This window comes from Allobosea sp. 10L417 (genome assembly GCF_056395485.1).
In genome coordinates, this window is the sequence record NZ_JBFTJP010000001.1 from 200181 (window position 1) to 216736 (window position 16556).

At 60.1% G+C, this 16556-nt stretch carries 24 protein-coding genes; 13 read left to right on the forward strand and 11 right to left on the reverse strand.

Features of this window, described 5'->3' with window-relative positions:
* The first annotated feature begins 16 nt into the window (after positions 1–16).
* The 4 genes from AC1DE3_RS01025 to AC1DE3_RS01040 are packed head-to-tail and all read left to right on the forward strand — an operon-like array spanning position 17 to position 1006.
* The gene (locus tag AC1DE3_RS01025) at positions 17–382 is read left to right on the forward strand and encodes a hypothetical protein (RefSeq protein ID WP_476851919.1); all 366 of its coding nucleotides are present in this window, start codon (positions 17–19) and stop codon (positions 380–382) included.
* Positions 375–602, forward strand: a complete 228-nt coding sequence (locus AC1DE3_RS01030; protein WP_476851920.1) for a hypothetical protein — start codon at positions 375–377, stop codon at positions 600–602. Before AC1DE3_RS01025 ends, AC1DE3_RS01030 begins: the two co-directional genes overlap by 8 nt.
* Entirely contained in the window at positions 595–801 is a 207-nt protein-coding gene (locus AC1DE3_RS01035; protein ID WP_476851921.1) for a hypothetical protein, read from the forward strand. Before AC1DE3_RS01030 ends, AC1DE3_RS01035 begins: the two co-directional genes overlap by 8 nt.
* On the forward strand, positions 788–1006 hold the full coding sequence (locus AC1DE3_RS01040; RefSeq protein ID WP_476851922.1) for a hypothetical protein: 219 nt from the start codon (positions 788–790) through the stop codon (positions 1004–1006). Before AC1DE3_RS01035 ends, AC1DE3_RS01040 begins: the two co-directional genes overlap by 14 nt.
* Before the next feature lie 9 nt (positions 1007–1015).
* Here AC1DE3_RS01040 and AC1DE3_RS01045 read toward each other — a convergent pair whose 3' ends face one another.
* Positions 1016–1279 carry a DUF982 domain-containing protein gene (locus tag AC1DE3_RS01045; RefSeq protein WP_476851923.1) on the reverse strand — a complete coding sequence of 88 codons (264 nt, stop codon included), beginning with the start codon at positions 1277–1279 and terminating at the stop codon, positions 1016–1018.
* Positions 1280–1329: 50 nt separating this feature from the next.
* On the opposite strand from AC1DE3_RS01045, the gene AC1DE3_RS01050 reads away from it, so the two are divergent.
* Together AC1DE3_RS01050 and AC1DE3_RS01055 are read left to right on the forward strand one after the other, a co-directional pair.
* Entirely contained in the window at positions 1330–1599 is a 270-nt protein-coding gene (locus AC1DE3_RS01050; RefSeq protein WP_476851924.1) for a hypothetical protein, read from the forward strand.
* Positions 1600–1621: 22 nt separating this feature from the next.
* On the forward strand, positions 1622–1765 hold the full coding sequence (locus AC1DE3_RS01055) for a hypothetical protein (protein WP_476851925.1): 144 nt from the start codon (positions 1622–1624) through the stop codon (positions 1763–1765).
* Positions 1766–1767: 2 nt separating this feature from the next.
* Here AC1DE3_RS01055 and ligD read toward each other — a convergent pair whose 3' ends face one another.
* Both ligD and AC1DE3_RS01065 read right to left on the reverse strand, forming a co-directional pair.
* The gene (ligD, locus tag AC1DE3_RS01060; RefSeq protein WP_476851926.1) at positions 1768–2709 is read right to left on the reverse strand and encodes a non-homologous end-joining DNA ligase; all 942 of its coding nucleotides are present in this window, start codon (positions 2707–2709) and stop codon (positions 1768–1770) included.
* 135 nt (positions 2710–2844) lie between these two features.
* Positions 2845–3240: a hypothetical protein gene (locus AC1DE3_RS01065; protein ID WP_441510222.1), complete on the reverse strand. Its 396-nt coding sequence runs from the start codon at positions 3238–3240 to the stop codon at positions 2845–2847.
* A 193-nt stretch (positions 3241–3433) separates the two neighbouring features.
* Between AC1DE3_RS01065 and AC1DE3_RS01070 the strand changes: the two genes are divergently transcribed.
* The 6 genes from AC1DE3_RS01070 (at position 3434) to AC1DE3_RS01095 (ending at position 8680) form a co-directional block, all read left to right on the forward strand.
* Positions 3434–3664 carry a DUF7696 family protein gene (locus AC1DE3_RS01070; protein ID WP_441510223.1) on the forward strand — a complete coding sequence of 77 codons (231 nt, stop codon included), beginning with the start codon at positions 3434–3436 and terminating at the stop codon, positions 3662–3664.
* A gap of 297 nt (positions 3665–3961) precedes the next feature.
* On the forward strand, positions 3962–4174 hold the full coding sequence (locus tag AC1DE3_RS01075; protein WP_441510224.1) for a hypothetical protein: 213 nt from the start codon (positions 3962–3964) through the stop codon (positions 4172–4174).
* 206 nt (positions 4175–4380) lie between these two features.
* Positions 4381–4578: a hypothetical protein gene (locus AC1DE3_RS01080; RefSeq protein WP_441510225.1), complete on the forward strand. Its 198-nt coding sequence runs from the start codon at positions 4381–4383 to the stop codon at positions 4576–4578.
* A 339-nt stretch (positions 4579–4917) separates the two neighbouring features.
* Positions 4918–5970, forward strand: a complete 1053-nt coding sequence (locus AC1DE3_RS01085; protein ID WP_476851927.1) for a class I SAM-dependent methyltransferase — start codon at positions 4918–4920, stop codon at positions 5968–5970.
* Positions 5971–7551 (forward strand): glycosyltransferase family 2 protein, encoded by a 1581-nt coding sequence (locus AC1DE3_RS01090; protein ID WP_476851928.1) that lies wholly within the window; start codon positions 5971–5973, stop codon positions 7549–7551.
* The gene (locus tag AC1DE3_RS01095) at positions 7544–8680 is read left to right on the forward strand and encodes a TylF/MycF/NovP-related O-methyltransferase (RefSeq protein WP_476851929.1); all 1137 of its coding nucleotides are present in this window, start codon (positions 7544–7546) and stop codon (positions 8678–8680) included. Before AC1DE3_RS01090 ends, AC1DE3_RS01095 begins: the two co-directional genes overlap by 8 nt.
* Before the next feature lie 83 nt (positions 8681–8763).
* Here the strand turns inward: AC1DE3_RS01095 and AC1DE3_RS01100 are convergent, their stop codons facing one another.
* From AC1DE3_RS01100 to AC1DE3_RS01115, 4 genes are read right to left on the reverse strand one after another with little or no spacing between them, the layout of a single operon-like run.
* Entirely contained in the window at positions 8764–9084 is a 321-nt protein-coding gene (locus tag AC1DE3_RS01100) for a hypothetical protein (RefSeq protein ID WP_476851930.1), read from the reverse strand.
* 7 nt (positions 9085–9091) lie between these two features.
* Positions 9092–9265, reverse strand: coding sequence for a Pam3-gp28 family putative phage holin (locus tag AC1DE3_RS01105; protein ID WP_441510234.1), 174 nt, complete (start codon positions 9263–9265; stop codon positions 9092–9094).
* A gap of 27 nt (positions 9266–9292) precedes the next feature.
* Complete coding sequence (locus AC1DE3_RS01110) at positions 9293–9601, reverse strand: hypothetical protein (protein ID WP_441510235.1); 309 nt, start codon at positions 9599–9601, stop codon at positions 9293–9295.
* A 48-nt stretch (positions 9602–9649) separates the two neighbouring features.
* Positions 9650–10447, reverse strand: coding sequence for a peptidoglycan-binding protein (locus AC1DE3_RS01115; protein WP_476851931.1), 798 nt, complete (start codon positions 10445–10447; stop codon positions 9650–9652).
* Between the two features lie 553 nt (positions 10448–11000).
* On the opposite strand from AC1DE3_RS01115, the gene AC1DE3_RS01120 reads away from it, so the two are divergent.
* Positions 11001–11915, forward strand: coding sequence for an FkbM family methyltransferase (locus tag AC1DE3_RS01120; RefSeq protein ID WP_476851932.1), 915 nt, complete (start codon positions 11001–11003; stop codon positions 11913–11915).
* Between the two features lie 128 nt (positions 11916–12043).
* Here AC1DE3_RS01120 and AC1DE3_RS01125 read toward each other — a convergent pair whose 3' ends face one another.
* The 4 genes from AC1DE3_RS01125 to AC1DE3_RS01140 form a co-directional block, all read right to left on the reverse strand.
* Positions 12044–12247, reverse strand: a complete 204-nt coding sequence (locus tag AC1DE3_RS01125) for a hypothetical protein (RefSeq protein WP_476851933.1) — start codon at positions 12245–12247, stop codon at positions 12044–12046.
* A gap of 72 nt (positions 12248–12319) precedes the next feature.
* Positions 12320–13054, reverse strand: a complete 735-nt coding sequence (locus AC1DE3_RS01130; RefSeq protein WP_476851934.1) for an ABC transporter permease — start codon at positions 13052–13054, stop codon at positions 12320–12322.
* A 57-nt stretch (positions 13055–13111) separates the two neighbouring features.
* On the reverse strand, positions 13112–13927 hold the full coding sequence (locus AC1DE3_RS01135) for an FkbM family methyltransferase (RefSeq protein ID WP_476851935.1): 816 nt from the start codon (positions 13925–13927) through the stop codon (positions 13112–13114).
* A gap of 327 nt (positions 13928–14254) precedes the next feature.
* Positions 14255–16546 (reverse strand): hypothetical protein, encoded by a 2292-nt coding sequence (locus AC1DE3_RS01140; RefSeq protein ID WP_476851936.1) that lies wholly within the window; start codon positions 16544–16546, stop codon positions 14255–14257.
* Positions 16547–16556: the final 10 nt, after the last annotated feature.

Here is a 16556-nt window from a genome sequence, read left to right on the forward strand (position 1 = left end):
TCAGGTGGCGCGTCCGATGACACACGCACGCCTCCTCACTTCCGCAAAGCTCCTCTATGCGCATGCCGTGCACGGGCTTCCCGATGGCACCAACGTCCCCGGTTGGCTGGCAGATTGCGGGAAAGACATTGACGCCTCCGCCGTTGCCGATGACGGCCTTGCGCCAGCGGCTCAGGCTGCGCTCTCCGTTCTTGGGGACATTGATTGCGATGGCTCGATCACCGGTGGCGCCCCTGATGCGTGGGAACGTGTCTCGGTAGCTCGGGTGATGCTGCGTGCCGCTCTCTCGGCTCTGGAGAACAGTCCCGCAGGTCTCGCGGATGCGTACTCAAAAGCCCCCTCCCGCGCCGCCATGCCGAAGGAGGGAGACACCCATGGCTAAGCTGACGAAGGCCGAACGGGATGAGCGCGAGCACCTGTACGGTTGCGTCGTTGATCTAGCACCCGACGAAGAGCCGGATGGCTGTGTGCTGGACTACGGCGCGCCTTCCGACTGCATGTACGCGAAGAGCCGCCGGACGAAATGGACCTGCCCGATGTGGCGACTCAAGTCCAAGTTCGTCTCCTCCCGCCCCGCCAAGGAGAACGAAGGCCATGGCTGAGAAGCTGAACGCTGACGAGCGCGACTTTCTGGAGCGCGTGCATGGCGGTAAAAGTTTGAAGCCTGCTGACCGATATGAGGATCGGTTGCGTCAACGGATGCGCCGTTTCGGCCTTGTCGAGGTACTGATGAAGCCGCGCCGCTGGTCCCTGACCCCCGCCGGCCGCGACGCCTTGGAGCCCCGCGATGAGCTACGCTAGCTACTGGCGCGACAAGGCCGACCAACTCCAGGCCGCACTCAACGCCGAACGAACCCGCGCCCTAGCCGCCGAAGCCGCGCTCGCTGCGGAGAGGGAGCGGGCGGCGAAGGTGGCGGACGACTTTGATGGCGAGGCTAGTCAGTGCTCAGATGGGGCAGAGGTCGCGCGCTGCATCGCCGCAGCCATCCGGGCGCAGGGAGAGTGAGATGGGGGTTCATAGCAGCTTCCCCGCATCCTCCGCAGCTGCGATGAAAGCCTCCCGCGCTTGGCTGGCTGTGCCGGCGCCGCTGATCGCGTCCATGCAGGCTTGCACAGCGATCCGCCATCTTGCCCCATGCTCTCGCCAGGATAGGAGCTGCTCGGCGGCACGCTCAACCGAGCTGACCGCGATCACGACACCGGGCCGATCGCTCAGCACGGAAACCGGAGGATCGAACCATAGGCGCGCCATGATGGCTGCTCCTAACCCACACCACATCACCTTACGTCACAACTCGACAAACGAGAACAGACGGGGAATCGTGAGGGATGAAGCTGCCCCTCAAAATCAGCCGCTACGAAGAGAGCTACATCGTCCGTGATGCGCACGAGATATCGCTGTTCGCGATCTACTTCGACGATGAGCCGGGCGTGAGGCGTCAGGTTCGAAAGAGGCTTTCCATGGAAGAGGCCGAAGCCCTCGCAAAACGGATTGCGCGGTGGCTGACGGATCAGGAGGAGACAGAACGCGCCATCAGTTTGGGGCAAGCCGAGTTGTCCAACCCGAGTTCGTACGCCTACCACAAGCAGAACGGCTGAAGAGCCGACGCAGGAGGCGCCAATGATCAACACTGAGGCGGAATACGAAAGGGCGATGGAGAAGATTCAGGAGCTCTCAGGAGCCCTGGAAGACACGCCAGAGGAGAAGCTTTTGATCGCGCTTGTATTCGACGTTGAGGTCTGGCTGTCGAAGCACAGGCTCTGACCTCACGCTGGTATCTCATAGACTCCAGCTTCGTCCGCATCGTCGCGCAACCCCTTGAACGACGCGTGACGCAACTTGCCGTCGTCTGTCCAGGCGCGGAACTCGATTTCGGCGACGAGCGCAGGGCAGAGCCACCGGGCCTTTTTGCGCCGGCGCGCCATGTCGGCAGCCGGCTTCTCAACGATCAACGTGTCCATCAGCTTGCGCAGCGCTGGTCCGCTGGCATAGCTGAAGCCGGTACCGACGCCGCCGACATAGACCAAATCATCGCCGCGGCGCGCCGCAAGCAGCAACCGGCCGATTCCGCCGAGTGCTGCGGTCGAGGGCTCATAGCCGACGATGGCAAAGCTCTCCGACTGGATGCACTTGACCTTAAGCCAGTCGCCGCCGCGGCCGGAACGATACGGAGCCGATCGGCGCTTGGCGATGATCCCTTCCAGCCCCAACTCGCAGGCGAGCTTCAGGAAAGCCGCGCCTTCGGAGTCGATCTCCTCACTGAGCCGGATCGAACAGTGGGGCCGGCGGGCGAGGACATTCTCTAACATCTCCCGCCGTTCCCTCAGCGGCAGAGCGCGCAGATCCTGGCCGTTGAGATAGAGCAGGTCGAAGGCGTAGAGCATCGCGCTCGCCGCCGAACGCTTGCCGCCTCTCCCCCCCAGCGCCTTTTGCAACGCACCGAAATCAGAGGCGCCGCGCTCATCGAGCACGACAGCCTCGCCATCGAGGATTGCGCTGTCCAAACCGAACTCGAGCACGTCATGCGATATGGTCGGGAAGCGGCTGGTCCAATCGTGGCCGCCGCGGGTGATGAGCCGGACCATCTTCCCCGGCTCGATATGCACCGCGAGGCGGTAGCCGTCCCACTTCACCTCGAATGCCCAGTCGTCGCCGATCGGCGCCTTTCCACTCAGGAGCGATAAGCAGGGCTCAACGCGCACAGGCATTGGATCGCTGAACAGGTTGCGCTCGATCTTTTGCCGCCGGGTGACTGGCCCTTTGACCGTATCGACGCCAAGCCCGGCCCTGAGAACCCGACGAGCACACATTGAACGCAACTCCAACCAGGCGATTGGCGCCAGCTACTTCTTCATTTGACCGTACGCGTCGTCTGCTTGTTCTCCGATCGGGTCGCGCTCCTCGATCTCGAACTCCCGGCACTCGAAAAGGGGGATATCCATCCACGGCCCCGTCGCCTGAAGGCCGCGAGATTCAGCATTGCTGACCACAGCGGAGATGAGGTCGTCGGCCGCCCTGGCGATCGAAGCGATGTTTGCGTTGACCTTGGCCGCGTCAGTATCGTCCAGTTCGCCCAGGCTCCGGATGCTCGTGACGTCCGAGAGCCGATCGGCAAAGGCGCTGGCGAGCAACTGGACCTCGTCGACCTTGTCGCCCCATCCTCGGGTTGCGCTGTAGGCGCGATAAGTTGGCAGAACGCGGAGATCGAGGACGCCTTGACGCTCATCGTCGCGCGGCATCGGCCGGCCGCTGATGGTATCCGAGGGTAGGCCCGATCGAAGGATTCGCTGGGCACACATGACGCAACTCCCACTCGACGGAGTCGAGAACGGGATCACGGTGGAATCGTTCCTTGGTGGGCTCTGCTGGTCTACCCCGGGGCGAAGACTAACCGCGATTGAGCAGATGCCCTTCCCGCCTGACAACCCGCCCATGAAGTTCTCCGTCCTCTTCGGCCGCGAGGTGTCCACCTGGTCCGAGGAATGGAAGCATGAGTGCGAGATCCGCTACCTCGCTGGCATGAAGCTCGGCGACCGCAACGAAGCTCTGGACGGCGTGAAGGATGGCATGAGGGGGATCAAGAGCATCCGCGGGGAGAAGGCCGTGGCGCATCTCCGTGCTGAGATCGATCGATATGCGGCGCTGAAGGCGAAGGCCGGGTAAAGCGCAACAACCATCGGCCGGTACTTCCTTCCTAATAGAAAGGAGGGAACCATGCTCACGATCAAGAACATGATCGAGCTGCTCTGGTTGACGCTGCAGGATGCGAGGTGAGTTGCGCGCGAACCTGACATCCCGGTGCCGACGAACGGGTAAGCGGGGGCTTGTCGATAATGGGCTGCATTAGTTCGCCTCGTCGTGGCGTCTCTGCCTTCGACTTCACACCCTCAGGATCGACCAGGACGCTTAGGTCGGAACGTTGGTCGATCCCTTTCGTTCTCCTGCAAGGAGGATCGACCGATGAAGGTGAAGGCAATCCATCATCCGGATCAGAGGCCAAGTGAGCCAAATTCGAAATTCGAGATCGAATCGCGGGAGGATTATGCTCTCGCTCTCGATCGACTGAAGGCTTTGGAGGCTGGCGAGCGCTCTGACGACGAGGAGGCTGAAGTGAGTGCGCTCAAGAAGGCGGTAAGGGCTTGGGACCGCTGGCATGACCGGAAACTCGCGTGAAGCGCTGCTGGGGCGATGGTTGGCTTTCGCGAGCACATGCGCCGCATTGAGCCTAGCGGCGGGAAGAAGCGGTCCTGAACCGCGCTCGGAACCGTTGATCGAACAAGGGGTTGAATCCCTCATCAGTGCATTGCTGCGTGAGGTGCGAGATGGTTGCGTTGCGAAGGCCTGCCGGGCCGCCAGCACGACACCCCGTTCGCCCGCCCGTGCCTCGGAAGCGAGAGCTCTACCGGGAGCGCTGCAAGGACGAATTCGACAATCACTACGTCGTCATCGTCTGGAGAGATTGGCTGGGCGTAGCAATGACGTCCTACACCCTCAAGGACGGCACGCCGGTTCACTACGAAGATGAGCGCCGCTTCTCGCTTTCGTCGGGAAAAATACTAATCCGCCAGGGCCTCTAGCAAGCGCGCAATCCGGCGCTCGGCGACCTCGATCTGGAGCGGCGTCTGACTCCGGCGGGCCAAGTTAAGGAAAATAGGCTCCTTCCGACCAAAGAAGCAGCCTTAGGAAAGAACTCCCCAAGCGGCAGATTGTTGCGGAGGTCGGCAGTCGGCGACAAAAAGCCCGGCGCCGCATAGCGAGACCGGGCAAATCGTCACCCTTGCCCTTACCGCGCTCGTGTTCGCGTCAAGGCACGACGCTCACCAACCTTTAAACGGGCATTGGTGAGGGCCGCCAATTGGCACAACCACGCACTGATGATAGTTGCACGGCTTCAACTTGGTCGATTGGGGCACCAAATGAGTTTTCTCCGCGGGCTCGGATTGCGCGAGCGGGTACTGAGCAACATTGGCCTGAGCGATCTATACGGCAAACTTCGCGAAGCTCAATCCGCCGCAAAAAGCGCCAAGATTCGAGAAGGCCAATTGGAAGCGGCGCTTGCTGAGGCCACAAGCCACATTGAACGCCTGGCTGAGGTGGAACGTCAGGCTTCGCACGCCCGCGAGCGCTTGACTCATTACGAAGGCCTCAAGGGCGCCGATCGCCTGATCGAATTGGACTTCGCGATAAAGCCGAAGGTTCGCCACGGCTGGGGGCAGGATTCAAATCCGTCGCTTCTTCCAATCATCAGCCAACATGAAGATCGCTACGTGGAGGCAATTTCCTCGTTCAAACCCTATATCGCCTCGGCAAGTAAGATCGAGCCGCATGCAGTCGACGAAGATTCTCCTCACTGGATCAACGATTGGCTGCCTGCCTTCGACGCGTTCTCAATCTACAGCTACCTCGCCAAGAGGAACCCCGCGACATATCTCGAAGTGGGGTCCGGCACCTCAACTAAATTTGCCCGTCAGGCTATCACCGACTTCAATCTGCGCACGAAAATAATTTCGATTGACCCTTATCCGCGCAGCGGCATCGACAAAATCTGCGATAAAGTCATCAGAGCAAAGCTCGAAGATGCCGACCTGGCAATATTTGAGACGCTGTCTGATGATGACGTGCTTTTTTTCGACGGGAGCCACCGCTCATTCCAGAACTCGGATGTGACCGTATTTTTTACGGAGATATTGCCCCTTGTTCCGGCATCCGTTCTCGTGGGCGTGCATGACATCTTTCTGCCCGACGACTACCCTCCTGAGTGGCTCCCTCGCTTCTACAGCGAGCAATATCTGTTGGCATGCTGGCTTCTCGCCGGAAAATCGATCAATATTGAGCTTCCAATCTGGTATTGTTCCAAACACGACAAGTTGAGACTTCTGCTTCAAGAACTGTGGGGCGCCCCGAAACTGGACAAGGCGAACATCCACGGCGGGATCTTCTGGTTTACGATGAACAAGACGGCGGCCTAAATGAAGTCGACGCGCGTCTCGATCATCATCCCCGTCTACAACGGGGCAAATTACATGCGACACGCGATTGATTCCGCGCTCGCTCAGACATGGGACAATACGGAAGTCGTCGTCGTCAACGATGGCTCGCGCGATGACGGAGAAACAGACCGCATCGCGAAGTCTTATGGCGATCGCATCAGATACGTAGCAAAGCCGAATGGCGGCGTCGCCTCTGCTCTCAACGCAGGCGTCAAGGCCATGACAGGCGACGTTTTCTGCTGGTTGTCCCATGATGATGGGCACTTACCGGAGAAAACCGCCAGGCAGGTGGCCTACTGGGAGGAGATCGGCCGGCCGGATGTCGTGCTCATCAGCGACTATCGGCTGATTGATGCTGACGGTGCCACGATCACGGATGTGAAACTGGATCACGCCATGCTGGCAGCAAAGCCGAGCTACGCGTTGCTTCGGGGTTGCATTCACGGGTGCTCAATTTTCGCCCCGAAGGCGCTCTTTGATCGCGTGGGCCTTTTCGATGAGGGATTGCCGACGACGCAGGATTACGATCTGTGGCTGAGATCGTTCCGCGAGTTTCCATTCGTGCATATGCCCGAGGTTCTGATCGAAAGCCGCTGGCATGATGAACAGGGCTCGAAGAAGATCGATCACGTGGTCGAGGCGACGGCATTCTGGAAACGAGTGATCGAAAGCGTTTCCGAATCCGAGCAGAACCAATGGGAAGGATCAACGTTCCGTTTTCTCACCGGCATGGCTGAGTTCCTGCGTACCAACAATCTGCCGGACGCAGCCGACGAAATCGACAGGCGCGCCAAAGCGGCGTTGGATGCAACTCTCGTCTCTGTGGTCATCCCTCTTTACGATCGGATGGACATGGCAATCAGCGCGATCGAAAGCGTTGCCCGTCAGACGCACCCCGCCGTAGAGATCATCGTGGTTGACGATGGCAGCCGCGAAAACATCGGAGAAGTCGAGGCCGTTCTCAAACGACATCCGAACGCCCGATTGATACGCCAGAGCAACGCCGGCCCGGCGAACGCTCGAAACAATGGCTGGCGTGCAGCCCGAGGCGCGTACGTTGCGTTCCTCGATGCCGATGACCTGTTTGTGCCCACCAAGATCGCTGAGCAGTTGCACGCGATGGAAGCGGCTGGCAAAGCGTTCAGTCATACGGACTATTTTCGCGTGCTCGATGGCACAATGACCTTGTTCGGGGCCGGCGCAGGCAACACCTTTCCCGAGATCATCGGGAGCTGCGGCATTGCCACGCCAACCGTGATGCTGAAGCGCGGGCTAATCGACGAAGGGTATGAATTCCCTGAACGGATCAGAACCGGCGAAGACGTCGTGCTCTGGCTGCGGATAGCGGCCGCATACGGAACAATGGGACTGCGCCGCCCACTCACTTTGGTTCGGGCCAGCAGCAGTTCCACAGCATATGACCCTCGCAAACAGCTCGAGGGCGTCGAAAACATTTTCCTTGCCGTCATGAGCTCACCCGAACTCTACCGGCATTCGGTTCAGGCGACGCAGATAGCGCAGCTAAGGGCCAAACTCCAGGAAGCCGCCGATCGTGTCTGAAATCAGCCTAAAGTCCCGCCTACTCAGCAAGATCCCGCCTTTCAGCCGGTTCTACGCTGCCATCGCACAGCAGAATGCCGAGCGGATCGAAGCCCTGAAACGGGTTGAGGCTGCGGAGGTCGTGAACCAAGAACTACGGCAGCTTGTCGCGGACACGAACGCTCGCGCTACGGCCGCAGCCGCAGAGGCTCACGCAGCCGCCGGCCGGGATCAATTCACAGCTCTCACGGCCTTGAACAACGCCCTGATGCGTGAGCGTGATTTGGCAGCAGCCAGACTCCCGGATCTGGAGCTCCTGAAGTCGAGCCTCGATAAGATCCTGGCGGCGGCATGCCTCGCCGACCAGAAAGGACTCGCAACGGCAAGGGGACCGAGCGGGCTAAGTGGGCCGGAAGCAGCCGATCTCTATCTCGACCTTATCGAGTCCGAATTGACCGGGACTTTGAGAGAAGATCCGTCGATCGACCCGTGGACATCCGGGTATGACCCCGCTCGGCGGGCGATTGGTCGAGACTGGCCCTCGACTGCTGAAACCATGATCGGTAGCGCCAGGATGCGAAACATCCGCACGCTTCTCCAGCGCGCGCTTGCAGATGGAGTGCCTGGAGACGTTATCGAAACAGGGGTCTGGCGCGGTGGGGCATGCATTTACATGCGGGCCATTCTGGCGGCGGCTGGCGATAAAGCACGTCGTGTTTTCGTCGCCGATAGCTTCAAGGGGCTGCCAGAGCCAAGCGGCGACTTCGCTGCCGACACCGGCGACCAACATTCGACCTACGAAGAGCTGGCCGTTTCGCGGGACATGGTCGCAGCGAACTTCAAGCGCTACGGCATGCTGGATGATCGCGTCGTGTTCCTGGAAGGCTGGTTCAAGGATACTCTTCCGGCAGCCCCGATCGAGAAGCTCGCAGTTCTACGGCTCGATGGCGACATGTACGAGAGCACCATCCAGGCGCTTGAAGCACTCTACGACAAGGTCAGCCCAGGCGGGTACGTCATTATCGACGACTACATTCTCAAGCCATGCGCCGAGGCAGTGAATGATTTTCGCGCGGCACGGAGCATCGACGCCCCGATGAGCGACGTCGACGGCGCGGCTGTGTGGTGGCAAGTCCCCCGGATCTCATAACCAAAAATGGCCCGGCCCCCTTTCGGAGACCGGGCCAAGTTTAGGGAGGAAGCCGGTTAGGCCGGCCAGTCCATCTTGCGGCGTCAGCCGGTGCGCCGCCCCTCGATCACCCGATCAAGCCGCTCATTGATGCTACCGACATCGCTCTGCACATCGCGGACAAGGTCGAGCACCTGCCCGACCTGTTCGCGCAGGCCCGCCTTGCTGACATAGTGCTCGGCGACATGCAGGCGATGCGCTGCGAGATCGCTCGAGACGACATCAGCCTTGCTCGAGGCGCCGGTCGCGGCGGCTAGCGCCTCTGTCCGGGCACGGCTGACGATGGCCTCGATCCGTGCCCAGATGGCCCCGAGCGCGCCGAGAACCGTGATGATGAAGACGACGAGCTCCGAGGTGATCGTCATCTTCACCTCAAGCCGCCCGCTTACGGTTCCAGTAGGCCCACCACACCACGCCGGCCAGCGAAAGAACCGCACCGGTCGCAGTCGCGGCCATCTCCTCTGTGAGGATGCCCTTCGAGACCAGCGCGCCGGCGCCGACCTGCAGGAGGATACGCAGAAGCTGCTGTGCAGAATCCCAGTTCATGTCGATCTCCGTGGTTCTGAGAATGGCTCAGCCGCGCTTGGCGGCCTCGATCGCCTGCACCGCCTTGATCGTCTCGCCGATGGCGATGGCGAGATCAGCAGCGGTGCGGGGTGGCTTGGCGCAGAACTGCGAGAGCACGACCTGCCCCTGCTGTGCCGCGGCGCGCACCTTCTCCGGCGCGAACAGGTCGACGGCGAGCGCAGCCGTCTGGAGATCTGCGCAGCGCGCCGACAGGCGGTCGCTGGCTTCGGCGATGCGGCTGTCGATGGCGGTGGTCTGGCAGCCGGCGAGCGCCAGCGCGCCCAAGGCGCCGAGCGCCAGGACGATACGTTTCATGATGATGCTCCGATGTGAGGAACGGCAGGCCCGGCCGCTACGGGATCGTCAGGCGCGCGCGGCTGCTATCGCCGCCATGAACTGGCGATAGAAGTCCGCGACCTCCTGCCAGTGATCGGTGATGTTGACCGTGCGCCGGGCGTTCTTCAGGTCGTCCGGGCCGCCCGTAGGCAGGTAGAAGGCCAGCCCTTTGCCCTTCCCGTTCCAACGGCCATCGAGCAGGGCTTTGAACAGCAACTCGGCGGCGAACTCGGGATCGAGCGCGCGGTCAGGATCGGCGGCGATCCCCTCAGCGTCGTAGTTGTCGAACCAAGTCAGCTGCCCGTAGCCGCGCCCGTAGTAGACGTGGCCCCATGGCCCGGCCGGCTTGCTATAGCCCTTGTTCGGATAGTGCTCGGCGACGTAGGCGCGCGCCGCGGCGTCCGTTTTGCTGAATCCCTCGCGGACCGGGACCATGCCGGCGCCGACTTCCCGCCGGGCGGTGGCGAGGCCGTAGGCGAGCGTCTTGTCGCGGCCATCGCCCGCCTTCGCGAAGCCGTCGAGAATTCCTTCCATGCCCGTGACCTGACCGGTGGACAGCGACGTGCCGAACATCGGCGCCTTGCCGGAGCGCAGGAAGGCGAAGAACTTCGCGCGGTCGAGGCCGACCTGTTGCGGCTGGGGCTTATCGGCGACCGCCGCCCTCAGCGCCGCCTCCGTCCTCGCCCCAACGATGCCGTCAACATGCAGGCCATGCGAGATCTGGAACGCCTGGACGGCCGCCTTCGTCTTCTGTCCTGGCTTGCCATCGACGACAAGCGAATAGCCGAGCGCGACCAGCGCCCGCTGAATTGCGGTCGTGTCCATGGAATGCTCCGGATGTGATGCGGAACCCCAACCCGACGCGGGGGGTTTAAGTTGAAGACACTTCGATGATCGCAGCGGAGATCCGCAATGCTGATCCCAGTGACGCTAATCGCGACGCTTCTGATCGCAGCGACAGTCTGCTTCGTGATCCTGGCCATTTCGACCGGAACGAACCGCCGCTGGCCTCGCTAGGTCTGGCCCTCCGGCCCTCCCCTCGAAGTGCCCATGAAGCGGCCAAAGCGCCGACTTCGGAGAGCACCAGAGACCTGGCGGGATGTCAGCTCACGACCCCTTGCGGGCTTGGCGCTATTGCTTCTGCCGGATAATTCAATGCCAAGGGCATTGTACAACTGCCTGAGCATTTGGATTGGAGGCAAATTTAGGGATCAGGCGCTGCGAAATAGATGCGATTCGTGAAAGCCTAGATGGCGCCATCGGCTTCATTGAGTTCGGGCCTATGCCTCGCGACAGGTCTGTTCCTGGATGAACGGCGCGAGCTGCTTGAAGAGCAAGCGCCTTTACGCGAGAAGGTCAGACGGAACCGTGAGGGCTGATGAAGATGGCTGCTACAAACGCGCGGCGCTCCTACGAGCGCTATATACACGCCCTCAAAGTTGCCTATCGCCTTATTGCTGAAAGAGATTGTTCCGAGACGCTCCCTTCATTCGAAGAGATGTCTGGCGGCGATGACAGCGCCATGCAGGCCGCAGCTCGAAGCATGCGAGTGCGCTTGACGGCTCTGAGCCAAGACCTCTGCGCAGAACTTCTCCCAACACCATACTTCCAACACATGCAGTTCGGCACGCATTGCATGAAGGTTCCGATCATGAATCGGGAAGGGCAGGATTGGTATACCGTCCCGAACGTCATGAATTTCGACTTTCTGACCGAGACGTTCGCCGGCCTCCATCACAATGCCCGCGTAATTTATGATATCGGCGGACACCAGGGCGTTTTCGCGCTTTATTATTCCGGATTAATCGAGGCGTCAGGCCGCGTCTATACGTTCGAGCCGTCAATCATCAACATAGAGATTGCCGCGCTCTCCTTTTTCGTCAACGGCGCCGACAATATCGTCATTGTACCGATGGGCGTCGGGCCGAGAAACGACACCATCCGCACCGATGCGGAGGGCCTGCTAATCGCAGGGGCACCAACAAATATGCTCTTGGTTCGGCCTGACTGGATGCTTCTCGAACGGCCCGACTTTATCAAGATCGACATCGAAGGGTATGAGTACGAACTGATCAAGGCCATGCCCTGGCTGTTCGACCTCAGCGATAACATCCACTTCGAAATCCATGTTCCACACCTCATCAATCGAGGCGTGAACTACCGCGAGATCTACGAAGCCATTCCTTTCGACAGGTTTAGGGTCCGACGGGCTGCATGGGGGCAGCTCACTGAACTCAATGCGGATTCGGAGATCGAGGGCTTCGCCGCCCTTTTTCTGACCGCTAAGCGATAAGCAAGGGGCGCCACGATCAGAAGTTATCCTGGTAGACCTTCCCCACTCTTACGGTTCAACATGCTGGCTCCAATAAAAAACCCGCCAGCTAGGGCGGCTTGTGTAATCGTTTAGAGATGGGGGACCGGCTATCCGCGCACGGCATTCTGGGTTGCGATCCGCGCCTCAGTGTAGGCGTCGGGCTTGAACGGTTGGTTCATCGACAGATCCCCGCGCGCCTTCTGGCCTTCGATCGCCTTGCGGAGTTCCGCCATCTGTTCGGCTGTCGGCTGGGGAGATGCCACCGCAGCAGCGATCTCTGCGGGAAGATTCTTAAAACCTGGAATGCTCATAGAGGCCCCTCCGATGCGGACGTGGGTCAGGCGGGTTCGCGAGACGTGATTGAATAACTGCGCTTTGCCGTTCTACTCGATCCGATCTTTGATCGTCTCAAAATATTTGAAGCCCAAACCAGTCGATACAATAGCGCAGAACCAAGCATAGCTAGGGTCTGCGTAAGTCACGATGCTTGGGCCGAAGAAACCCGATCGAAACAACTCGAAAGCGTGAACGAGCGGGACCCAGACGAGAACATCACGGGCGCTATCTGGCATCCACGATAGAAGGAAAAACGTTCCGGAAATTGGCAGAGTGACGTACTGTATCGGAGCAACAAACTTTTCAACGACCTTGATATGCTCACTGGCCGCAGCGAGCATGGTTGCGAACCCGAATGCCATCGCCGCCATTAAGAACCAGCCATGCAAAACGTTTGCAAGATCATATATTGGGGGCAGAAGTTCGAAGGTCGAAAGACCGGCGTAGATCATAAGAGTAGCAGCAGTGACAGAGATAAACTCCATTCCTACTTTGGTGAAAAATACATCTAGATACGTCACATTCTTGTGAATCAGAATTTCCTTCGCCGACCTGAAAATGTGCCCACCAGAATTGGAAACGTGACGCCACAATGTTAGCGGCATGTAGCCTGTGAAGACCATGGATACTAGGCCGACCCCATGGCTATCGTGGCCGCCAGCATAAGACCACATAATCATAACGCCGACGCAAAGAAGCGCCGGCTCTATGAACATCCAAACGAAGCCCATGTTCTCACGGCCATAACGGCCGATGATGAACCGCGTTGCGAGAGCGGACATCGTACGCGCATTTACCCGCAATGCAGTAGCAAAGCCTACAGGCATGGCACGAATTGCTCAGACCAATGGCGGTGGCGCTAGATTGGGAAAGGCCGCGACGATCTGCTCTGCCGTGATACCGACCTTCGGAGAGATGAAGACATCTTCCAAGAACCCCCTCTTCGTCAGGTTCTCGAAAGTGAACAGCCGGGCATCCGCGACGCCGTGCTCAGATCCATCCGGCGCCAACGCCTTCACGTCAAAGACGCTCCACATCGCCTCTGCGAAAGCCAGGGGGCTCACTCGCGCTTCCATAATCATTGTAATCGAGTTGAACTCGACGAACATTTTCGGGCGGCATGTCGCGATGAGCTCTGCACCGCCCTTGATGACGTCAGTCTCGAAGCCTTCGACATCGATCTTGATGAAGCTGATATGCGGCTTCCCGTTCTCATGCCACCACTTGTCGAGTTTCGTGAGCTTGACCTTGGCGAAATTTTCCCCCGAGACGGCGCTGCGCCATACGGTTGAATTCCCCAGGTTGTTGGGGATCGAGAACATCACATGCCCTTCGTCGAAGCCAAGCGCCGCTTCAACGATCGAAATGTTCCTGATGTTGTTCTGCTCGATATTCTGCCGCAGGAAGCCCAGATTCCGAGGCGACGGCTCAAACGCGTAGACCGTTCCATCGACGCAGTGGCTCGCGACCGTCACGGCGGTCAGGCCAAGGTTCGCGCCGATATCCAAGCAATTCGCGTTGCGGGGAAGATTACCGAATACCCAATTCCGCATGCCGGAATTATCGACGAAAAACCCGTCAAGATTTCCGTAAAAATCATCATTCTCGCTGCCGATAAAAGAATAATCAGACCCAGCGATCTCAATATGTTTCACGCGACCCCCAAATATTACACAAGCGACAGTGGCTCAACCTACCTTCAGGGCAGCACTTCTTGTCGCTAGCCGCGCGTGCACATAGTCGCAGTAGACGAAACTTTGATCGTGAGAATTTGAGGGCAGGTGAGGCTTCGATGACACTGCCTGCCCCTGCGCACCGACCGGATGTTGAGCGGTATGAGGAGACTGCGGAGCGGAGGCGTCATAGCTGCCTGCGCTCCCCAACAATCTATAATCATGCATACCGACTGACCCCCGATCGCGCAGTGATCCGACGTGGTAGCATATCAGAATGCCACCGGAAATGCCGGTTGAGAGCGGAAGTCAGAAGTTGTCGCGATAGACCTCTGTGGCCCCGGCCGCTACACCTTGATAGACTGCCCCGTTGAGGTTGGCGTAATCCGAAACACCCTGCACCAAGAAGTGGTCGCACCCCGCCTGCACGCCCACGGTGTAGGATTGCTGGCCGGCCGGCCACGGACCATAGGCGCTGACAATCCCGTTACCGCCTCGGAGACCATGGACGCCGAAGTACTTGGTCCCGTTGAAGTTCACGCCAATCGAGCCAGGAGCCGTCTTGCCGTTGTCCCAGGCCCGGCCACCGTGGACGGAGACGTTAAGCGCTGACGGCCCGACGAGCATCCCATCCCGACCGCAGTTCACCCACTCGCAGCCCGTGTAGCCGACGCCGTTTCCGCTCACCAGCCGTACGCCGGCAGTGTCGCCCTCGCGTCCACCAGAGAACCAGCACGAAGCGAACTCGGTCAGGTAGAGGTACTCCAGGTACGAGCCTTCCGCCGCCCCGTCGAAGAAGACCGTTGAGAACCTGTTGGCCACGGGGCGCTGACCTAGCTCGGGCGCACTGGCGGCGGAGGTCATGGAGTATTTGCCGGATAGGACCTCGCCAAACTGAAAGTTGACGCTTTCCACTTGGTTGATTAACCGGATGCCTCCAGACAAACCACGGGCAACACTGCCGGCATTCAACTTGAACTTGCTGAACCAGCCCCCAATCGCTCCAGCGGCGGTGATGCCGGTGTTCTCGTAGTTGAAGTTCTGAAGGTTGTCGGACTGGTGGCCGTGGCCTGCCTGACGCCATCCATCGTAGCTATTCAGGATCGTGATATTTCGCGACTTCCCCTCGTCGCCTGTCCAGTCCACCGCAAGGGCGCCGGCAACCGGGGCGACGGCGTAGTAAGTCGCAAGGTTCTCCAGGCGGCACTTGGCACCGGAGATGACCAGTATCTTGATGTTCGGCAACAGACTGGTGAAGGCAGAGCGCCACCCGGAGACGCCCTCGATCACGAGGTTTTCCGAGAGCATCAAGACGGGGCTGGCGATCTTGACCTCGCCCTCAACGATGATGCGGAACTTGGCGTTGGTGTTGACGTTGGCGAGCGCGGCGTTGACCTTGGCGCTTTCGTCAGTCCCATTATAAGTGATGCCGAATTCCTTGATGTTTACCCAATCTTGGGACACTTCGACGAGCGTGCGGGAAACAGTGTCGGTGCCAACTAATGCACGGACCTTCGGCGCCGCGTTCGCATCCAAACTCTGCTTTGTCCGCCGCGCTGTCATTGGCAAGCGGTAGTCCAATCCAGCGATCGCGGTCGGCTCGTCGGGCTCCTTCACTAACGGGTTGATCTCTACCCAGTACGCGCCGTCGAGGGACTGGATCAATGTCGGCGCAACAGAGCGTCTGTAGGTTCCGCCCAGGCCGTCGCCGTCGACCGCGCCGGAAAGCAGCGTGACGGACTGCACGCTTGCCGGGATAAGACTCGCCTCAAGCGTACCGATATTGGCAAGGGCCATCGACTCGGGGGTGCTTGCGACGGATTCGAGATAGTCGAGCCGGCTCCCTGCATCGACGCTTTCCACCGCCGCAAGGCGGCCATCGAGATCCGTGACCTCAGGAGACCATAAAGATGCATCGGTGATGTCGACGAAGTCGATCACCTCGATGTCAGTGACCGAGCCGAGCCCGAAGGTTTGGATGAAAGGCCGGCCATAGCGCGTGCCAGCAGGCGCAACCAGATCGACACTCGCGCCAGGTTCGCGCGAGAAGACGACGGTCACGTTCTGCCGGCCCGAGCCTGTCGTGAGGGTGACGACATCCTGGATGATCGTGGTTCCCGCTGGCTCGGCGAGTGGCGTCTTCGACTGATCGAACCATCGGACGGCCAGCCGCACCGCGTCATTTGCAGGATCAGGGGAGTTGGTCCGGCGGCGGAAGGCAAAGCGAGCCTTGTATTTGCGTGTGGGCTCGATCCGAACCAGCGCGATAGGCCCCAGCTTCGTCGCAGCCGAGACCCGGATCACGCGCCCGTCGCTGTCGTTCGCGGCCAGGCTTGGCGGCAGAGCTGTCGGAGAGACTGCTGTCTCGACATCCACCGTCCAGAAGGTCGGATATTCGCCCGGACCGATCTGCGCGTCCGCTGCAGCCTCGCGCGTCGCCTTGCGCAATTCGAGGTCCATGACATCGGCCTGGCGCGCCGTGGTTTCGGAGCCGAGCGCCGCGGCGTCGGCTTTGCCGTCGACCAGATTCGCTTTCTCGATCGCCGCATTGATCTTGGCGCGCGCGCTCGTATCCCCAAGCGCGATCGGGGCAATGGCCATGGCAGAATCT